The following is a 14,974-nucleotide window of genomic DNA, read 5'->3' as shown; positions in this document are numbered from 1 at the left end:
CGGTCTAACTGAGGTTTTTAGGGTCGGTCTTTTGGGGGGTTTAACACACCTAACCATTGCTTATTTTAAAGGATTATGGCCGAAATTCTTGGATCCCTTGCCAAACCCTTAATACCTCTGCCACCGTCCATGCTTGGGCAAAAGCACCCCTAGGAGTAAAAGGAGCATTACCATCGAAAATTTCACTTAAATTACCGATACAGCTATCCCGAAGATGGTCAATCATCGGTGTTAAAAAACTCTGGGCTAGGATGGGATCGCGATAGACTTTTAGATGGGCTTCGATAAATGCCCCTAATAACCATCCCCAGACTGTCCCCTGATGGTAGGCACTATCTCTTTTTAAGCGATCCCCACTGTAAACGCCAAGGTAATCAGGATGATCGGCATCTAGCGATCGCAAACCGCGAGAAGTCAAAAGTTTTAAAGCACAAATATCGAGAATGGCCTTTTTCTGTGGGGAATTTAATAACTCCTCCACCGACAAAGACAGGGCAAAAAGTTGATTCGGTCGTAAACTGGCATCATTACCCTTGTCCGTATCTAAAACATCGTAACAGTACCCTAGAGAATCGTCCCAGAAGCGAGAAAACCCTTTTAAGGTCATTTCTCTCATTTTTTCGTAATCAGTGGCATCCATGCCCAAATAATGGGCAAATTGAACCATAATTTTTAGGGCATTGAACCAAAGGGCATTAATTTCTACGGGTTTGCCGATGCGGGGAGTAATCACCAGATCATCAACTTTGGCATCCATCCAAGTTAACTGTACTCCCGTTTCGCCGGCATAGATCAAACCATCGTCATCTAGGTGAATATTGTAGCGAGTACCGCGACGAAACCAAGCGATCACTTCCGTTAAAGCGGGATAAATAGTTTTGAGAAACTCAAAATCTTGGCTTTGGTTAAAATAGGAACGAATGGCTTCAAAATACCAAAGAATAGCATCGACAGCGTTATATTCGGGCATTTCTCCGCCATCGGGCAGTAAATTGGGCAATAAACCCCGGTCTAGATAACGGGAAAAAGTTAGTAAAATCTGACGGGCGATCGCATATCTGCCTGTAGTCAAAGTTAATCCTCTTAGGGAGATCATCGTATCGCGACCCCAATCACCAAACCAAGGATAACCCGCGATTATCGTTTTGCCGTCCGGTTGATCCCGGAGAGGACGACTAACGATAAACTGGTCGGCAGCGAGGGTAAGTTGTTGAATCCATGGCGGCTGCTGGGGATTAATCAGACTATTTTCGTAGCGATAGCGAGACTCTAGAGAAGATTGACCGTCTAAATTCGGATCGGGACGGGTACTAGCGGCAATTGTCACCGATTCTCCCACTTTAAGAGTAGCCGAAAAACTGGCGGCATGGAGATGATTTTCCCGATCGATTAAACCACGATAACGTTCCACGGCCAAATCAAAGCGATAATACCAGATATGAGCGGGAAAAACCTGTCCCTGACTGATTAATAGATAAAAAGGTACAGCATTGTCATAGGCAATCACTCTTACTCCTTTTTCTAGGGGACTAATAGCCATTTGCCAGTTAAAACCCTGGGTATTGCCGTGAAAATCACGATAATTGACAAAAGCAGTCAGATTCAGGGTTAAAGGAGAATTGCCGCGAAGGTAGGTATAGCGGGTATAGGTGGTATTTTCTCCCTGTTCCATCCAGATACGCTTTTCTAGTAAGGCATCCCCACAGATAAAAGTCCAGACGGGAATTGTCCCTTCCAGATGAAAACTTTCGATATTAATATAGCCTTGCGGTTCGATCGTAGCACCTAACCAGCGATTGCTGGCCAGATGATAGAGTTTCTGGTTATATTGTACCGATTCATCGATTTTAGTCACTAGAAGTGTTCTTTTCGTCGGTGGAGCCAAAGCAGCGATCAACAGGCCATGATAACAGCGCGTTAGCAATCCGGCCACAGTTCCCGAGGCAAAACCCCCAATACCATTAGTGACTAACCATTCGCGCTTTTCAGCCACCGGGAGACAATTACAGATATCCCGACCAAAACGGAGCTTGACCATAGGCTTCCAAATTCCTAGGAATTTTGTTATAATCAAAAATTGTGTCTTTAATATCTATAGACTAACTCTATCTTAAGGAGAAAAATCAGCAGTGAGTAAACGTACTTTAGAAGGAACCACGCGCAAACAGAAGCGCACTTCCGGATTTAGAGCGAGAATGCGTAGCGTCAACGGACGTAAAGTGATTAAAGCTCGTCGGAAAAGAGGACGCTATCGTTTAAGTGTTTAGGTTATTCTGGGAACCGACTAATTTTCGTGGGATTACCCCAAGTTCATCGCTTAAAACATCGACAGGATTTTCAAGCTGTCTATGGAACAGGGAAGCGTTATCACGGTTCCCACTTAACCTTAATTAGTTTAGAGGATTCTGGCCCGGATAAGGCTCTTCCCAGTCGTTTTGGCATCTCGATTAGCAAGAAAGTTAGTAAAAAAGCGGTGGTTCGTAATCGACTAAAAAGGCAAATAAGAGCGGTAATTCGGCAGTTATTGCCAGAAATAGCGACAGGATGGCGAGGAATAATCATTATCCGTCCCGGGGCGATCGAGTGCAATTATGAACATTTTTTGCGAGAATTAAAGCAGTTGTTAGTGAAGGCCAATATAATTCATGGGCATTAAAGAAGAAACTTTTTATGAAGGCGGTCCGCACATCGGCGACCTAATCATCAATATACTGCTAGGATTTACAGTGATTTGTTTACCTTTAACCGTTGGGGCAGTGGTGCGGGCAATCTGGTTAAGATATAAGATAACCGATCGGCGGATTTCAATCACTGGGGGTTGGATGGGACGCGATCGCACAGATATTATCTATTCAGAAGTGGCAAAAGTGGCAAAAATGCCGAGAGGAATTGGTATTTGGGGAGACATTGTCGTAACTCTCAAGGATAGAAGTCGTTTAGAAATGCGCGCGATGCCGAAATTCCGGGAAATTCATGACTACATTGCCGAAAGAGTCGCCGATAAAACCGGTCGTCCCCTAGAATCGATCATCAGTCAATAAAACAAAATAATCGATCACCGCGATTCGATAAATTAGATTTGTCAAAGTGAACCCCCATTAAACGAGAAGGCATAGATTAAAGCCATGGATTTTGGAGTCGGATTTATTTCCACAAATATCATGTTGCCAATCCTAGATTTTTTCTTTCGGATTGTGCATAGTTACGGTTTCGCCATCATTGCTTTAACGCTGGTGGTCAGATTTGCCGTCTTTCCCCTAAGCGCCGGCCAGATTCGCAATATGAGAAAAATGCGAATCACTCAACCCTTAATGAAGGAAAGACAAGCAGAAATTCAACAACGTTACAAAAACGACCCCCAAAAACAACAGGAGGAAATGGGCAAATTAATGCAGGAGTTGGGCAATCCCTTGGCCGGTTGTTTACCCCTGTTATTACAAATGCCGATTCTTTTGGCTTTATTTGCGACGCTGCGGGGTTCCCCCTTCTCGGATATTAACTACACCGTCGATTTACAGGTGTTACCGAGCGAACAAATCGCCCTCGTCCAGCGCCAACCCTATGGCACCAAACCCCAAAACGTTTATATTGACGAGTCTCTCCACTATCCCATCACCGCTTTTTTACCCCAAGGCAATAAAATCGCCCCGGGAGAACAGGTAAAAATCGACCTGCAAAACGACCAGGGCAAGTCTTTAAGCCAATTAGCCACGGAAGCACCCGAAAATAACCTAAAACCCACCTACGAGGTGGTTAAAGGTCAAGAACTGGTGCAAGTTAATGAAGACGGTTCTATCGTCGCTTTAGCCCCCGGAGATGCCAGTATTAAAGTTATCGTGCCGGGGATTGCCGCTAATACGGGTTTTCTCTTTATTGAGGCCCTGGGAAGAATTGGGGCAACCGGTGCCAATGGTGAAATTCACTGGGATATCTTGGCGATGGTGATCGCTTTCGGTATTAGTATCTATGTTAACCAAGAGTTATCCGGCGCCGGCGCTCCTTCGGGGGGAGCAGCCCAACAACAGCAAACGGTGAATAAAATCACCCCGATAATTTTTAGTATGATGTTCCTGTTTTTCCCCTTACCGGCGGGGGTATTGATGTATATCCTAACTGCGAACATCTTCCAAACTATTCAAACGGTAATTTTGATGCGGGAACCTTTACCGGAAAACCTGCAAAAATTGGTAGCGGAACAGGAAAAAACCGAAAAATCCCGCGATGCTCTCCCCTTTGAAAAACGTTCTAGCAAGAAAAAGGAAAAAACATCGTAATGAGTATATGGGAGCAAAATAGCGAGAAAGCTAAACAATGGCTGGAAAAACTGCTAAAGTTGATGGCCATGCCCACAGATGTCCAGATTGGTGTGCAGGAATTGGGAACTGGACCTTCCTCCTGTTGGTTAATTATTGATAGCAGTCAATTGAGTCCCCAACAAGTGGAACTCCTCCTCGCTAACAAGGGTGAGGGACTGGATGCGATTCAATCCCTAGCTAATACGATTCTGAATATTGGTGTCGAGTCGGCAGAACATCAGTTCTATATTGTCGAAATCAATGGCTATCGTCAACAAAGACAGTCAGAACTTTTCGACTGGGTTAATCAAGCGGCGACGCAAGTGCGGCAAACAGGACAGGAAATAGAATTAAAAGCCCTATCTTCGGCGGAACGTCGCCAAATCCATGCCTTTTTTCAGGAAGAAAACGATTTAACCACGGAAAGTCGCGGCGTGGAACCCGATCGCCGGTTAGTAATTCGTTTAAAGTAGGATCAAAGGGTGGGGTAAAACCTGCCCTCTTTTTTATTTTAGGCTTTAGCCTTCTTGCTCACTCTAAAATTGAGTTGAGAATTACCACAGCCATGGAGATATAAAATTAGAAAATACGACCACCTCGACGGTTGGGAGCTAAACCACGATTACTGGGTGTAAAGCAGTAGGCATCGCGATTGATTCGTCGAATATTCTCTTGTAAAAATCGATCACAATTGCCCTCTGGAACGATAATTGTTTGATAGAGCGATTTTCCCGATAGATTACTATAGTAAGGAATCCAAAGAATACCCAGATTTTGAAATCCATATTTGAAGTGTAGTTCTTCCCCGCGTTTCTTTGCTTCGTATTCGGTCTTCCAAGCTGACTCGGCAATTACTCGCAGACCTTCAAAATCGGCACTGTGCCAGTCAAGACGTGGAGCAGCGAAAACCTCACCGAAAAATGTACCCGAAAATGCCATGCACATCATCAATAAAGTGATTTCTTTTCTGATATTCACGAAAAATAGCCCCTGTTTTGAGTAGGAATGAAGGACAGTTATCATTTTAGTGGGCTTTACTATTGATAACTGAAATATTTTTTATTTTAACCTCAGTTCGAGATAAGCCGAAACCCTAATTTTACCGTAGCCAGTCAGTCCTATTCTTTCCTGAAAGTCATGGCAAGATCTGCTTAACCCGAACTGACGTTATTTTAGCCAGATATCTCCTTTCTCTTCTGTCTTTTCGCCTGTTTTTGCTCTCAAAGCTCTGGCAGCCAAAATTTTGTCATCGATTGACGTTGTTAATAGTGGGATTAACTCCCTATTCAACTTTAAAAACACCCCACACCCACGCCAAACTTTTTGCCGCAAACCCTAGTTAATAACTTAACTTCAGAGCATTTACTGGTACATCATCCCAGGATTCTACGGTTCTTAAAACTGCTACCCATCCCGCTTGTTTTTGTTCGTCCGTAAGATTGGTTAACCAACTTTGATGACAATCTTTTGCCGCTTGTTCGTCTTGACAGGCAATACAAGCTTGTACTAAACCACAGGGATCAATCTGTTCATTTACCCAAATAATCATAGTTAATAGCCCTACTTAACTTTATTATTATAATTCATCGATCGCCCACAGAGAAACTTTTGATATTGATAACCTGTTACATAATTGGAGGACAACTCTGAAGGTTGACAGTCCGATAAATCTATTGAAGAATGGAAATTGATTAACCATAATTCAAAAGGGGGAGAAGATGACCGATTAAAATTTGGCTTTTCTTCTGGGTTAACTAAGATAAACTTAGGGTTTTTATCGGGAAATCTTTGGTTAAATTCCCAAGCAATTCCCATCATTTCTCCCACCTGCACCAAACTCCTATAGCTAGTGGCAATTACTAACGGATAACGGCTATTATTTTCGATAGTGGTAACTAATTTATCTGGGCGATAATACTTACGATAGCCTAAATTAAAAGTCACACTTAGGGAACTAACTAAAGCCATGATAATTACAATAATTACTATTCTTTTCTGCTGCCTTTGCCAACAATTGTCTAATAAAATTGCCAGAATTAAAATTACCGAGGGAAAGTAAACAAAACTATATCTAGCTCCCCGGGTAATATCGATCGAAAGCAGATAGGTGATGACAAAGAAAATGGCAATTGAACTGAGAAAAAATGCCGAGAGAATGCCTAATTCTGGTTTATAGGAGTCTAGCCATGCTGTTTTTAATTGTGGGATAATCCAGAGAAAAAAACCGATCATTATTGCCCCAGAAATCAAGATAATTATTAAAGATTCTGATTCAACGGGGAGCAGGGAAAGCATAGTTATTAATGTTCCCAGTAACTGAAAAAAGGGGCTAATTACGGCTAAAAAACTATCATTGTCTCTCTGAATCCAACCAGTCATCTGATTGCCATAATCTTTGGGTACAAAGCTGATAAACCAAATAATAATAAAGCTCAAGTTACCTAAAAAAACTAAACTTAAACGCCACCAATTAGTTATCCAAAAGTTTTTTTGTTTGATTTGCTTGAATAAAATCCATAATAAAGTTAGCACTTCCGCTAGGATAGTTAAACTAAAAAAATAGTGGACTAATAACCCTAGACAGTTGACAATTAACCAGAAAAAAACCAAAGTATGGGATATTCTCTTATGGTCGATAATTTTGCTGCTTGCCCTCAGAAAACAGCCTAAAGATATGAGGACAAATACAACCGCTAAAGTATAATGACGCGCTTCTTGGGAGATAAAAACCGCGTAGGGAGAAACCGCCATTAAAATCGCCGACAGAAAAGCGATCGAGCCAGATTTAAAGACCAATTTACTGATAAAATAAATTAGAGGAATCGAAATAACTCCCCAAAATACTGCCAGCGATCGCATTCCTGCTAAAGATACATATTCTCCCCGATCAAAGAATAATTTATTCCAGAAATAGGCGAAAATAAAATATAAAGGTGGATGATTGTCCTCCTGAATAACTAATTTAATTACATCGGCAATAGTTGCCTGATGGTTGCTCTGGAGAGGTGCTAATAAAGTGTCTAGGGAAATTATTTGATTTAACGGCACTATCTGGTAATTATTGCCAATACTAAAAACCATAGTGGCAAATTCATCCGTCCAGGGAGGTTTGCTCGTTAATTGTGTTAACCTAATAACCAGTCCCAAAATTATTACTAATCCTAACCAACAAAAATCAGACCAAGCTAACCGCTCCTTGCCTTTTTGTTTTAGATTAGAAATGACTGTAGATAAATTCAATTTAATTGTTATCTCCAAAAGATTCGATTATTTTAACCGCTTCCGATGGGGAAATATCTTGACGGCAATTAGGATAATCATACTCCTCCCGGGCAATTAATGCCCCACTGAGACGATAAAAATATTCTCCCATTTTCATCCAATCGGAATATAAATCGGGTTCGGGGAATTGTTGCCTTAATTCCGAGTCTTTGGGTGTACCATAATTAAGCCAGTATCCTTCTCCAAATAGTGGGGAATTGAGCGCTAGGGTTCCCTCTAATTCTAAACCATCATCGCCCCTGGCGTTTTCGATTCCTTCCACCAAAAAACAGCTATTCTCGGCATTTTCAAAGAGGACTGCGTATCCTTTCCCCTCTTCTGCGAGGATTTTAATCTCGCTGGCCCGAAATCCGGGGGGGATATAGTTAGGTAAAATAATCTTAGCATCTAGCGATCGCAGTTGTTGCCGTTGACTGGCGCTCAAAGTTACCGTTTCTGCTCTCAAATATTGCCCATTGTCAATAATAACAATAGATAATCCTAAAACTAAAGGCCAGAAAAATTTTATGGTCATAATCGCTGTTTCTAGGGTCATATTCTGGAGAATATGTCAGTTTTTAGGCAATTTACTGATTATTTAACCATATAAGCGACGAATATTGCCCTTTTCCTGTTCCCGATTCCCTATTTACCGATTCTAATCGACAAAAAATCATAGCTTATCTGTGGATTCCACTTTTTTCCACTTCTGTCACCCGGAATTATGGGACTGACATCACCCCAAACCCTCTCGTATTCTAAGGTTATCGACAGGAAAGAGAGGTAACAACCATGTTAGTCAGCCACCAAAATCCAACTTTTGTCCGTAACTACTTAATCGCAGTTATCTCCGTGGTGATGATGGGTGTGGGAGTTGCCGATCTCGTCAATAATCCCTCCCGAATCGCTCAACAAAACCGTCTTGATGGTTATGGTCGCTATGTTAGCGCTGGTTTGGTTAGCGGTGCGGTCAATAATATGCGTTAATTTGCCTCTGATTGGCTCTTCTCGACTTTGTGTGATAATTTTTGCTTATGGAATCGTGAAATGCTTATCGGGTAACACTTTTAGGACTATTTTGTCGAAGAAACTATCAGTATAGACCTCGTTTCCACACAGAAACCAGAAGAGCCTCTGATTCTCAATCCTGTTGAAAAGGTGTGGGGGAGTGGGAGTTTTTTCAGTGGTCAGTAAACAGTAAACAGTAAACAGTAAACAGTGAACTGATAACTGATAACTAATAACTGATAACTGATAACTGATAACTGATAACTGATAACTGAAACTGCCTAAACCCAAGAATGGAGAGCGCGTAATTGGGGCGTTTTTTTAGCTTGGTGGGTCTGCATTCTTTGTAAAACATCATCGAGAATTGTCACCGCTTCGCGGATATATTCCCCCTTATTCAGCATGACACATTCAGCCCTTTCGGCCATAGCGGCATCGGTAATCTCGGCCCGGGAGGGAATACTTTTCTTGACCAGATTTTCTAGGACTTGGGTAGCCCAAATTACTGGAATATGGGCCGCTTCGCATAACCAGAGAATTTCCTCTTGAATTTCTGCTAATCTTTGATAGCCAATTTCTACAGCCAAATCACCCCGGGCAATCATCACCCCAAAAGGTTGTTTACCGGCGGCATGGATGATTAATTCGGGTAGATTTTTCACGGCTAAAGGTGTTTCTATTTTGGCCACAATTGCTTTTTGTCGCCAAGCATCCCCCAAACGACTTTGTAACTCTAGCTGTAGTGTCTCGATATCGCTGGCTTTTTGTACAAAAGAGTAACCGATAATATCGGCATTTTCGGCAATAAAATCTAAATCTTGCCGGTCTTTTGCGGTCAAAGGATCGATATTTAAGACGGTATCGGGGAAATTTAGGCCTTTATCTGCTTTGAGTTTTTCCCCTTTCTCCCTGGCGTGGGTAATTTTTAGTAAGAGACCTTCTGGCATTATGGCAATAACTTCAGCCCCGATATGACCATCATCAATCCAAACTTTCGCCCCGACGGGAATTTGGGGAATAATTTCCGGTTGGGAACAATTAGCCTGAAAATACTGAGGATGGGCAGTATGGGGCGGTTGGGTGGTTAAGAGGAGAAAATCCCCTTGATATAGTCTGGTTTGGGACTGGGGGGCTAAAATCTCTTCTAAACGGATTTTTGGACCGGCTAAGTCCATATAAACTTTACAGGTATGTCCATTGACTAAATTTTCGGGATTTTTGACTGCCTCGCGCAGATTTTCAATCATTCCCTGCCACTCTTTCGGGCTATCATGGGCGCAATTAATGCGAATACAGTCCATCCCGCAACGCAGTAATTGGGCGATAAAATCGGGGTCGGTTGCCGCCTCCGTCGGCATTGTCACCATAATTCGCACCCGACGCCGGGGGGAAGACAGACCAAAAACTTCGGCGCTATGGGAGGCTAAAAGTTGATCTCCTTGGAAAAATGCCTCTAAAGGGGGATGTTTGGGTAATAATGAGGCTTCTTGATGACAAACCGCCCCTAAAGTGGCAATTACCGCATCGAGAGTCGGTAAAACTTTCGATTCAATCCGGCCTAGGGAAGATAATCCCCAGGGCATTAAAGCTAATTGTAAATCCCGGATATCTTCTTGTCTCAGGGCGAGATAATAGGCTAAATTACGGGTGCTAGGTTGAAAATTATCCTTTTCAATCAGGTTTTTCCACTGCTGCAATTTCTCCTCTCCTTCTACTGTCACAAAATGCCGTAACTTTTGCAGATGATGGAGGAGAGTTTGAGGGTAGGATAATTGTTCTCGTTTGAGTTGTTCTGAGAGAGTTAAAGACATAAAATCAAGTAAAAAGTAAAAATCGTCAATTAAGTAAGTGGTTTCAATTAAATTGAAGATAGATTTTGTCCTTGATCCCCCCTGCCCCCCTTGATAAGGGGGGTGCCGATCCCCCCTTAATAAGGGAGGTATCTGACAATTTTTAACATCCACCTACTTACTAAGGCAATATTTGCCTAGAAAATGCTCACTTTCGCCGCTTATATTGCTTTTGTCCGGCTATGGGGTCAGTTCTTGGACATAATCTCTCTGTTTCTATACTAAGCGAATATCCCGCCTCTAGAAGTTAATTTTTGCTACGATTTGTGGCGGTTATCTTCATGGTGAGTTGGGAAGTTTTCGTTTTCGGGAGTCGCTGGTCGGTGGTCGCTACTAAAAAAGCTAGGTTTATCGGTGAAAAATTATCGATAAGCTTCCCTGTCTTATACCTTTGATATTATTAAAATAATGGCGGACATTGGTTGAATAAATTATCTTTTTTGAGCTATATTAAAGGTGCATAAAGTTATTAGTAACTACAGTATTAAGTTTTATGAAGGGAGGGAATGATCCAGAATCGCGACTATAATGATTAAACAGATCATTCCTGTGTCGGCGAGAGCGAGAAAATATGTCTGCCACTGAATACGAAGCAATTATCGGTTTAGAAACCCACTGTCAACTGAACACCAGAAGCAAGATATTTTGTTCCTGTCCCACCAACTTCGATAGTCCCCCCAATACTAACGTCTGTCCCATCTGTTTGGGTTATCCGGGGGTATTACCCGTCCTTAACCAAGAAGTCCTGGCCAGTGCCGTTAAACTGGGATTAGCTATCGATGGTAAAATTACACCTCATAGCAAATTCGATCGCAAACAGTATTTTTATCCCGACCTGCCGAAAAATTATCAAATTTCCCAGTATGATCTCCCTATTGTCGAACAGGGTCAACTAGAAATCGAGATCGTCGATAAAAAAACTAAGGAAGTTAGCCGCAAAATTATCGGCATTACCCGTCTGCACATGGAAGAAGACGCGGGAAAACTGGTTCATGCTGGCAGCGAACGTCTCTCCGGTTCCACCCATTCCCTCGTGGATTTTAATCGTACAGGTGTACCATTATTGGAGATCGTCTCGGAACCGGATTTACGCACCGGGGCCGAAGCGGCGGAATATGCCCAAGAATTACGGCGTTTAGTGCGTTATCTCGGCATCAGTGACGGCAATATGCAGGAGGGTTCCCTGCGCTGCGATGTCAATATTTCTGTTCGCAAAAAAGGCACTAAAAAGTTCGGGACTAAGGTAGAAATTAAAAATATGAACTCCTTTAGTGCTATCCAAAAAGCCATAGAATACGAGATCGATCGACAAATTGAAGCGATCGAAAATGGCGAACTAATCGTACAGGAAACCCGTCTTTGGGAAGAAGCTACTCAACGGACGATTAGTATGCGGAAAAAAGAAGGTTCTAGCGATTATCGCTATTTTCCCGAACCGGATTTACCCCCCCTGGAAGTCTCCCCCGAACAGTTAAAAGCTTGGGCAGAAGAATTACCGGAATTACCCGCTCGTAAACGTCGTCGTTATGAAGAAGAATTTGGTCTTTCCGCCTACGATGCCAGGGTTTTAACCGATGATCGCACCGTGGCCGAATATTTTGAAACTGCTGTAATTGCGGGGGCCAATGCGAAATTAGTCGCTAACTGGATCAGTCAAGATATCGCCGCTTATTTGAATAATAATAAGCTGACGATCACAGAAATTTCCCTGCAAGCGTCAGACTTAGCCGAATTAGTTAAACTGATTGAAACGGGAACAATTAGTGGCAAAATTGCTAAGGAAATTTTACCGGAACTTCTCACCGAAGGCGGTTCACCCAAAGCGCTGGTGGAAAAGAAAGGATTAATACAAATTTCTGACAGTTCTGCGATCGAAAAACTGATCGAGGAAATTATCGCCGCCCATCCAAGTGAGTTAGAAAAATTCCGGGCTGGTAAAACCAATCTTAAGGGATTTTTTGTCGGTCAAGTCATGAAAAAAAGCGGCGGTAAAGCCGATCCTAAATTAACTAGCCAAATCTTAGATCAAAAACTTTCTGGTTAGTTATATTCAGTGATCAGTAATCAGTAAACAGTAATCAGTGGGGAGCTTTTTTTCAGTAATCAGTAATCAGTAAACAGTAATCAGTGAACTTAAAACTCAAATCTGATAACTGATAACTGGTAACTGATAAGTAGCTGGTTATAATTAAATTGAAGATAGATTTTAGGTTCGATCCCCCCTGCCCCCCTTGATAAGGGGGGTGCCGGTAGGCGGGGGGATCCCCCCTTAATAAGAGGGGCATCTGATAACTTTTAACGCCTACTTACTTAACTGATAACTGATAACTAATAACTGAAAATGACCTCGCAATTAAAGTCTAATAGCCCAAAAATTCTCGCTGTTGTCAATGGTAAAGGTGGTGTGGGTAAAACCACAACTGCGGTCAATTTAGCGGCAATTTGGGGGGAGAATCAGCGTGTTTTGCTGGTGGATGCAGATCCGCAGGGTTCCTCCACTTGGTGGGTAGAAAGAAATCAAGCGGGTATGGTATTTGATTTAGCCAAGCAAATTAATACAGAGAAATTAGGAGAATTGCGTCAAATTATCGAGTACGATCTGATCGTGATTGACACACCACCAGCTTTGCGCTCCGAATTACTTACGGCAGTAATAGCAGAATCAGATTATTTAATTTTACCGACTCCTCCCGCACCGATGGATTTAATGGCTTTAATTGACACGGTACGGACGGCAGTTAAACCCCTAGGAATTGCCTATCGGGTTTTATTAACAAAAGTGGATTCTCGTAGTCTTAAGGAAACTTTAGAAGCACAAAATACTTTATTAGAATTAGGTATTCCTGCCTGTCATGCTTTTGTCAGAAATTATAAGGCCCACGAAAAAGCCGTTTTAGACGGGGTTGTTATTACCAATTGGCGCGGTAAAAATGCCCAGGAAGCCAGCGCCGATTATCGTCGTGTGGCCGAAGAATTAGAACGGGATTGGTAGATTTATGAACAGGTTTTCTAAGGACAATATTTTTGTAGTAAAGAAATGACTAAATCTAGACCATCGGGCTGAACTTGAATAGTATAGGCTTCGGCTTCAATTTGTCTGCTAAAACCCTGATAATTCATAAAAAATCTTCTGGTCATTGCTGGTGGTTCTATGGCTAAATTAAGAGCTTTAACTGTTTTGCCTCCATGACAAAGTTGAGCGGCATGGACAGCTTCATGAATTAATGTTGGTCGGGCAATACCTAAGTCAAAAACTAGGGGATGAATCCAAATAATTCTAGTTTTACTATCAAATAAACCGTAGGCTCCTCGCACTGGTGGCGGGGCAATTTTGACGATAAAATTATGTTTTTCTAGAGCTTTTTGCAGTCGGAGAAAATCATGATTTACCGCCGATAAATTTTCTCCTGTGGCTAATTGCATTCCTAGAAAAACAGCAGCGATTGTGTAATAAATGCCCATCGGGTGATAGTTCCTATTAAAGAAAAATCAAAATTAGCAGGAGGTTATTCATTGATGAATCGAACCATCGGGGAGAATTGTTCCTGTTAAAATTGCCCCGGTTAATTTCACCATAATACGTTTACCAAAGCCAATTTTTGCCCCGCGTAAATCCGCCGCCGACAGATCCGCCCCGCTTAAATCCGCCCCGATGAGATTGGCTTCCTGTAAATTTGCGCCCTTAAGGTTCGCTTCGAGGAGATTGGCGCGAAAAAGATTAGCTTTGTACAGATTAGCTTTTTCTAGGTTAATTTTGTGCAGGAAACTATCGCTTAAGTCGGCATGGCTTAAATCAGCCCCGATGAGACTGCGACTAGAGAGATCTTTTTCTTTCAGGTTAGCTCCCTGTAAATCGGCTCCGTTTAAATCCCGATAGTGAGGGCGCCAGGCGCCATGATTGTGAACCTGATGGTTATTCTGGGAGTGGCTGTGTTGACTATGGGTTTGTTGACTGTGGGTTTGTTGACTGTGGGTTTGGGAATTTTGGCCGGGTTGGCTAGGGTGAGGCTGATAGGGAGAAGCAGTTTTATAGGCGTGGGCGGGCTGTGTTTCAGTTTTAGGGGCGGAATTGGAGCGTTTAGGAGAATTTTGATGAATTTGCCGCAATTGTTCCCTAGCTTGGTTAATTTCTTGCAGTTTAGCGGTGGCTTTTTCCAAAAGACGCTGATTATCTTTGGGAATGCGATCGGGATGCCAAATAAACACCAAATCTTTGTAGGCTTGATTGATCTCATCGAGAGATGCCCCATGATCTAACCCTAAAACTTTATAGTATCGCTCCAATTCTTTCATTATCGAAGTCCTAATACAAGGATAAAAGCATTAATGGCTACAATTTCTCTGAGTCTTGTCGGATTTTCTAGGAGAGGATTTCTTTCAGGATAATTTGACTCTGGGAGAGTTGCCATAAAATTTGAGAAAATGTCTGGTAATTAAGAAAATCTCGTTTTTCTATCCTGTTTTGACGCGTAACTGTATAGCACATAACAGCAAAATTAGCAAATTTTTGATACAAAACTTAATTTTTGCTGTTGGGGGTTAGGGAGAGAGAAGTGGGGA

16 protein-coding genes are annotated in these 14,974 nt (G+C 42.3%); 8 read left to right on the top strand and 8 right to left on the bottom strand.

All coding sequences use genetic code 11. The features are described 5' to 3' along the window. Positions 1 to 73: 73 nt before the first annotated feature. Entirely contained in the window at positions 74 to 2,038 is a 1,965-nt protein-coding gene (locus tag ACQY1X_RS22610; protein ID WP_430015163.1) for an amylo-alpha-1,6-glucosidase, read from the bottom strand. 91 nt (positions 2,039 to 2,129) lie between these two features. On the opposite strand from ACQY1X_RS22610, the gene rpmH reads away from it, so the two are divergent. From rpmH to ACQY1X_RS22585, 5 genes are all read left to right on the top strand, one after another. Then, complete coding sequence (rpmH, locus tag ACQY1X_RS22605; RefSeq protein ID WP_002739276.1) at positions 2,130 to 2,267, top strand: 50S ribosomal protein L34; 138 nt, start codon at positions 2,130 to 2,132, stop codon at positions 2,265 to 2,267. Positions 2,268 to 2,293: 26 nt separating this feature from the next. After that, the gene (rnpA, locus tag ACQY1X_RS22600; protein ID WP_130758085.1) at positions 2,294 to 2,656 is read left to right on the top strand and encodes a ribonuclease P protein component; all 363 of its coding nucleotides are present in this window, start codon (positions 2,294 to 2,296) and stop codon (positions 2,654 to 2,656) included. Beyond that, entirely contained in the window at positions 2,646 to 3,041 is a 396-nt protein-coding gene (locus tag ACQY1X_RS22595) for a PH domain-containing protein (protein WP_002763099.1), read from the top strand. The genes rnpA and ACQY1X_RS22595 overlap by 11 nt, the downstream gene beginning before the upstream one ends. An 84-nt stretch (positions 3,042 to 3,125) precedes the next feature. Beyond that, positions 3,126 to 4,274, top strand: coding sequence for a membrane protein insertase YidC (yidC, locus tag ACQY1X_RS22590; RefSeq protein ID WP_002739053.1), 1,149 nt, complete (start codon positions 3,126 to 3,128; stop codon positions 4,272 to 4,274). After that, on the top strand, positions 4,274 to 4,768 hold the full coding sequence (locus ACQY1X_RS22585) for a protein jag (protein WP_002739254.1): 495 nt from the start codon (positions 4,274 to 4,276) through the stop codon (positions 4,766 to 4,768). Before yidC ends, ACQY1X_RS22585 begins: the two co-directional genes overlap by 1 nt. Positions 4,769 to 4,874: 106 nt before the next feature. Here the strand turns inward: ACQY1X_RS22585 and ACQY1X_RS22580 are convergent, their stop codons facing one another. From ACQY1X_RS22580 to ACQY1X_RS22565, 4 genes are all read right to left on the bottom strand, one after another. Beyond that, the gene (locus ACQY1X_RS22580) at positions 4,875 to 5,273 is read right to left on the bottom strand and encodes a hypothetical protein (protein WP_287230906.1); all 399 of its coding nucleotides are present in this window, start codon (positions 5,271 to 5,273) and stop codon (positions 4,875 to 4,877) included. Positions 5,274 to 5,634: 361 nt separating this feature from the next. Beyond that, positions 5,635 to 5,844 (bottom strand): hypothetical protein, encoded by a 210-nt coding sequence (locus tag ACQY1X_RS22575; protein ID WP_002752080.1) that lies wholly within the window; start codon positions 5,842 to 5,844, stop codon positions 5,635 to 5,637. A gap of 11 nt (positions 5,845 to 5,855) precedes the next feature. Then, positions 5,856 to 7,535: a glycosyltransferase family 39 protein gene (locus ACQY1X_RS22570; RefSeq protein WP_430015162.1), complete on the bottom strand. Its 1,680-nt coding sequence runs from the start codon at positions 7,533 to 7,535 to the stop codon at positions 5,856 to 5,858. Position 7,536: 1 nt separating this feature from the next. Then, positions 7,537 to 8,112, bottom strand: coding sequence for a hypothetical protein (locus ACQY1X_RS22565; RefSeq protein ID WP_002738922.1), 576 nt, complete (start codon positions 8,110 to 8,112; stop codon positions 7,537 to 7,539). Between the two features lie 236 nt (positions 8,113 to 8,348). On the opposite strand from ACQY1X_RS22565, the gene ACQY1X_RS22560 reads away from it, so the two are divergent. Beyond that, positions 8,349 to 8,543: a hypothetical protein gene (locus ACQY1X_RS22560; RefSeq protein ID WP_002738625.1), complete on the top strand. Its 195-nt coding sequence runs from the start codon at positions 8,349 to 8,351 to the stop codon at positions 8,541 to 8,543. Between the two features lie 302 nt (positions 8,544 to 8,845). Here ACQY1X_RS22560 and ACQY1X_RS22555 read toward each other — a convergent pair whose 3' ends face one another. Next, entirely contained in the window at positions 8,846 to 10,375 is a 1,530-nt protein-coding gene (locus ACQY1X_RS22555) for a pyruvate kinase (protein WP_430013591.1), read from the bottom strand. Between the two features lie 610 nt (positions 10,376 to 10,985). Between ACQY1X_RS22555 and gatB the strand changes: the two genes are divergently transcribed. Together gatB and ACQY1X_RS22545 are read left to right on the top strand one after the other, a co-directional pair. Further along, positions 10,986 to 12,458 carry an Asp-tRNA(Asn)/Glu-tRNA(Gln) amidotransferase subunit GatB gene (gene gatB, locus ACQY1X_RS22550; protein ID WP_430015161.1) on the top strand — a complete coding sequence of 491 codons (1,473 nt, stop codon included), beginning with the start codon at positions 10,986 to 10,988 and terminating at the stop codon, positions 12,456 to 12,458. A 297-nt stretch (positions 12,459 to 12,755) separates the two neighbouring features. Then, positions 12,756 to 13,406 (top strand): ParA family protein, encoded by a 651-nt coding sequence (locus ACQY1X_RS22545; protein WP_430015160.1) that lies wholly within the window; start codon positions 12,756 to 12,758, stop codon positions 13,404 to 13,406. 17 nt (positions 13,407 to 13,423) lie between these two features. On the opposite strand, the gene ACQY1X_RS22540 is transcribed toward ACQY1X_RS22545, so the two are convergent. Together ACQY1X_RS22540 and ACQY1X_RS22535 are read right to left on the bottom strand one after the other, a co-directional pair. After that, complete coding sequence (locus ACQY1X_RS22540) at positions 13,424 to 13,876, bottom strand: hypothetical protein (RefSeq protein WP_272103548.1); 453 nt, start codon at positions 13,874 to 13,876, stop codon at positions 13,424 to 13,426. 48 nt (positions 13,877 to 13,924) lie between these two features. Beyond that, a complete protein-coding gene (locus ACQY1X_RS22535) occupies positions 13,925 to 14,707 on the bottom strand; it encodes a pentapeptide repeat-containing protein (RefSeq protein ID WP_272103550.1) in 783 nt (260 codons plus the stop codon). Between the last annotated feature and the right edge of the window lie 267 nt (positions 14,708 to 14,974).

The sequence above is a fragment of the Microcystis protocystis FBCC-A270 genome (assembly GCF_050500235.1).
Taxonomy (GTDB): domain Bacteria; phylum Cyanobacteriota; class Cyanobacteriia; order Cyanobacteriales; family Microcystaceae; genus Microcystis; species Microcystis ichthyoblabe_A.
Note: the sequence above shows the minus strand (reverse complement) of the source record. Positions and strands in the feature narration are given on the sequence as shown.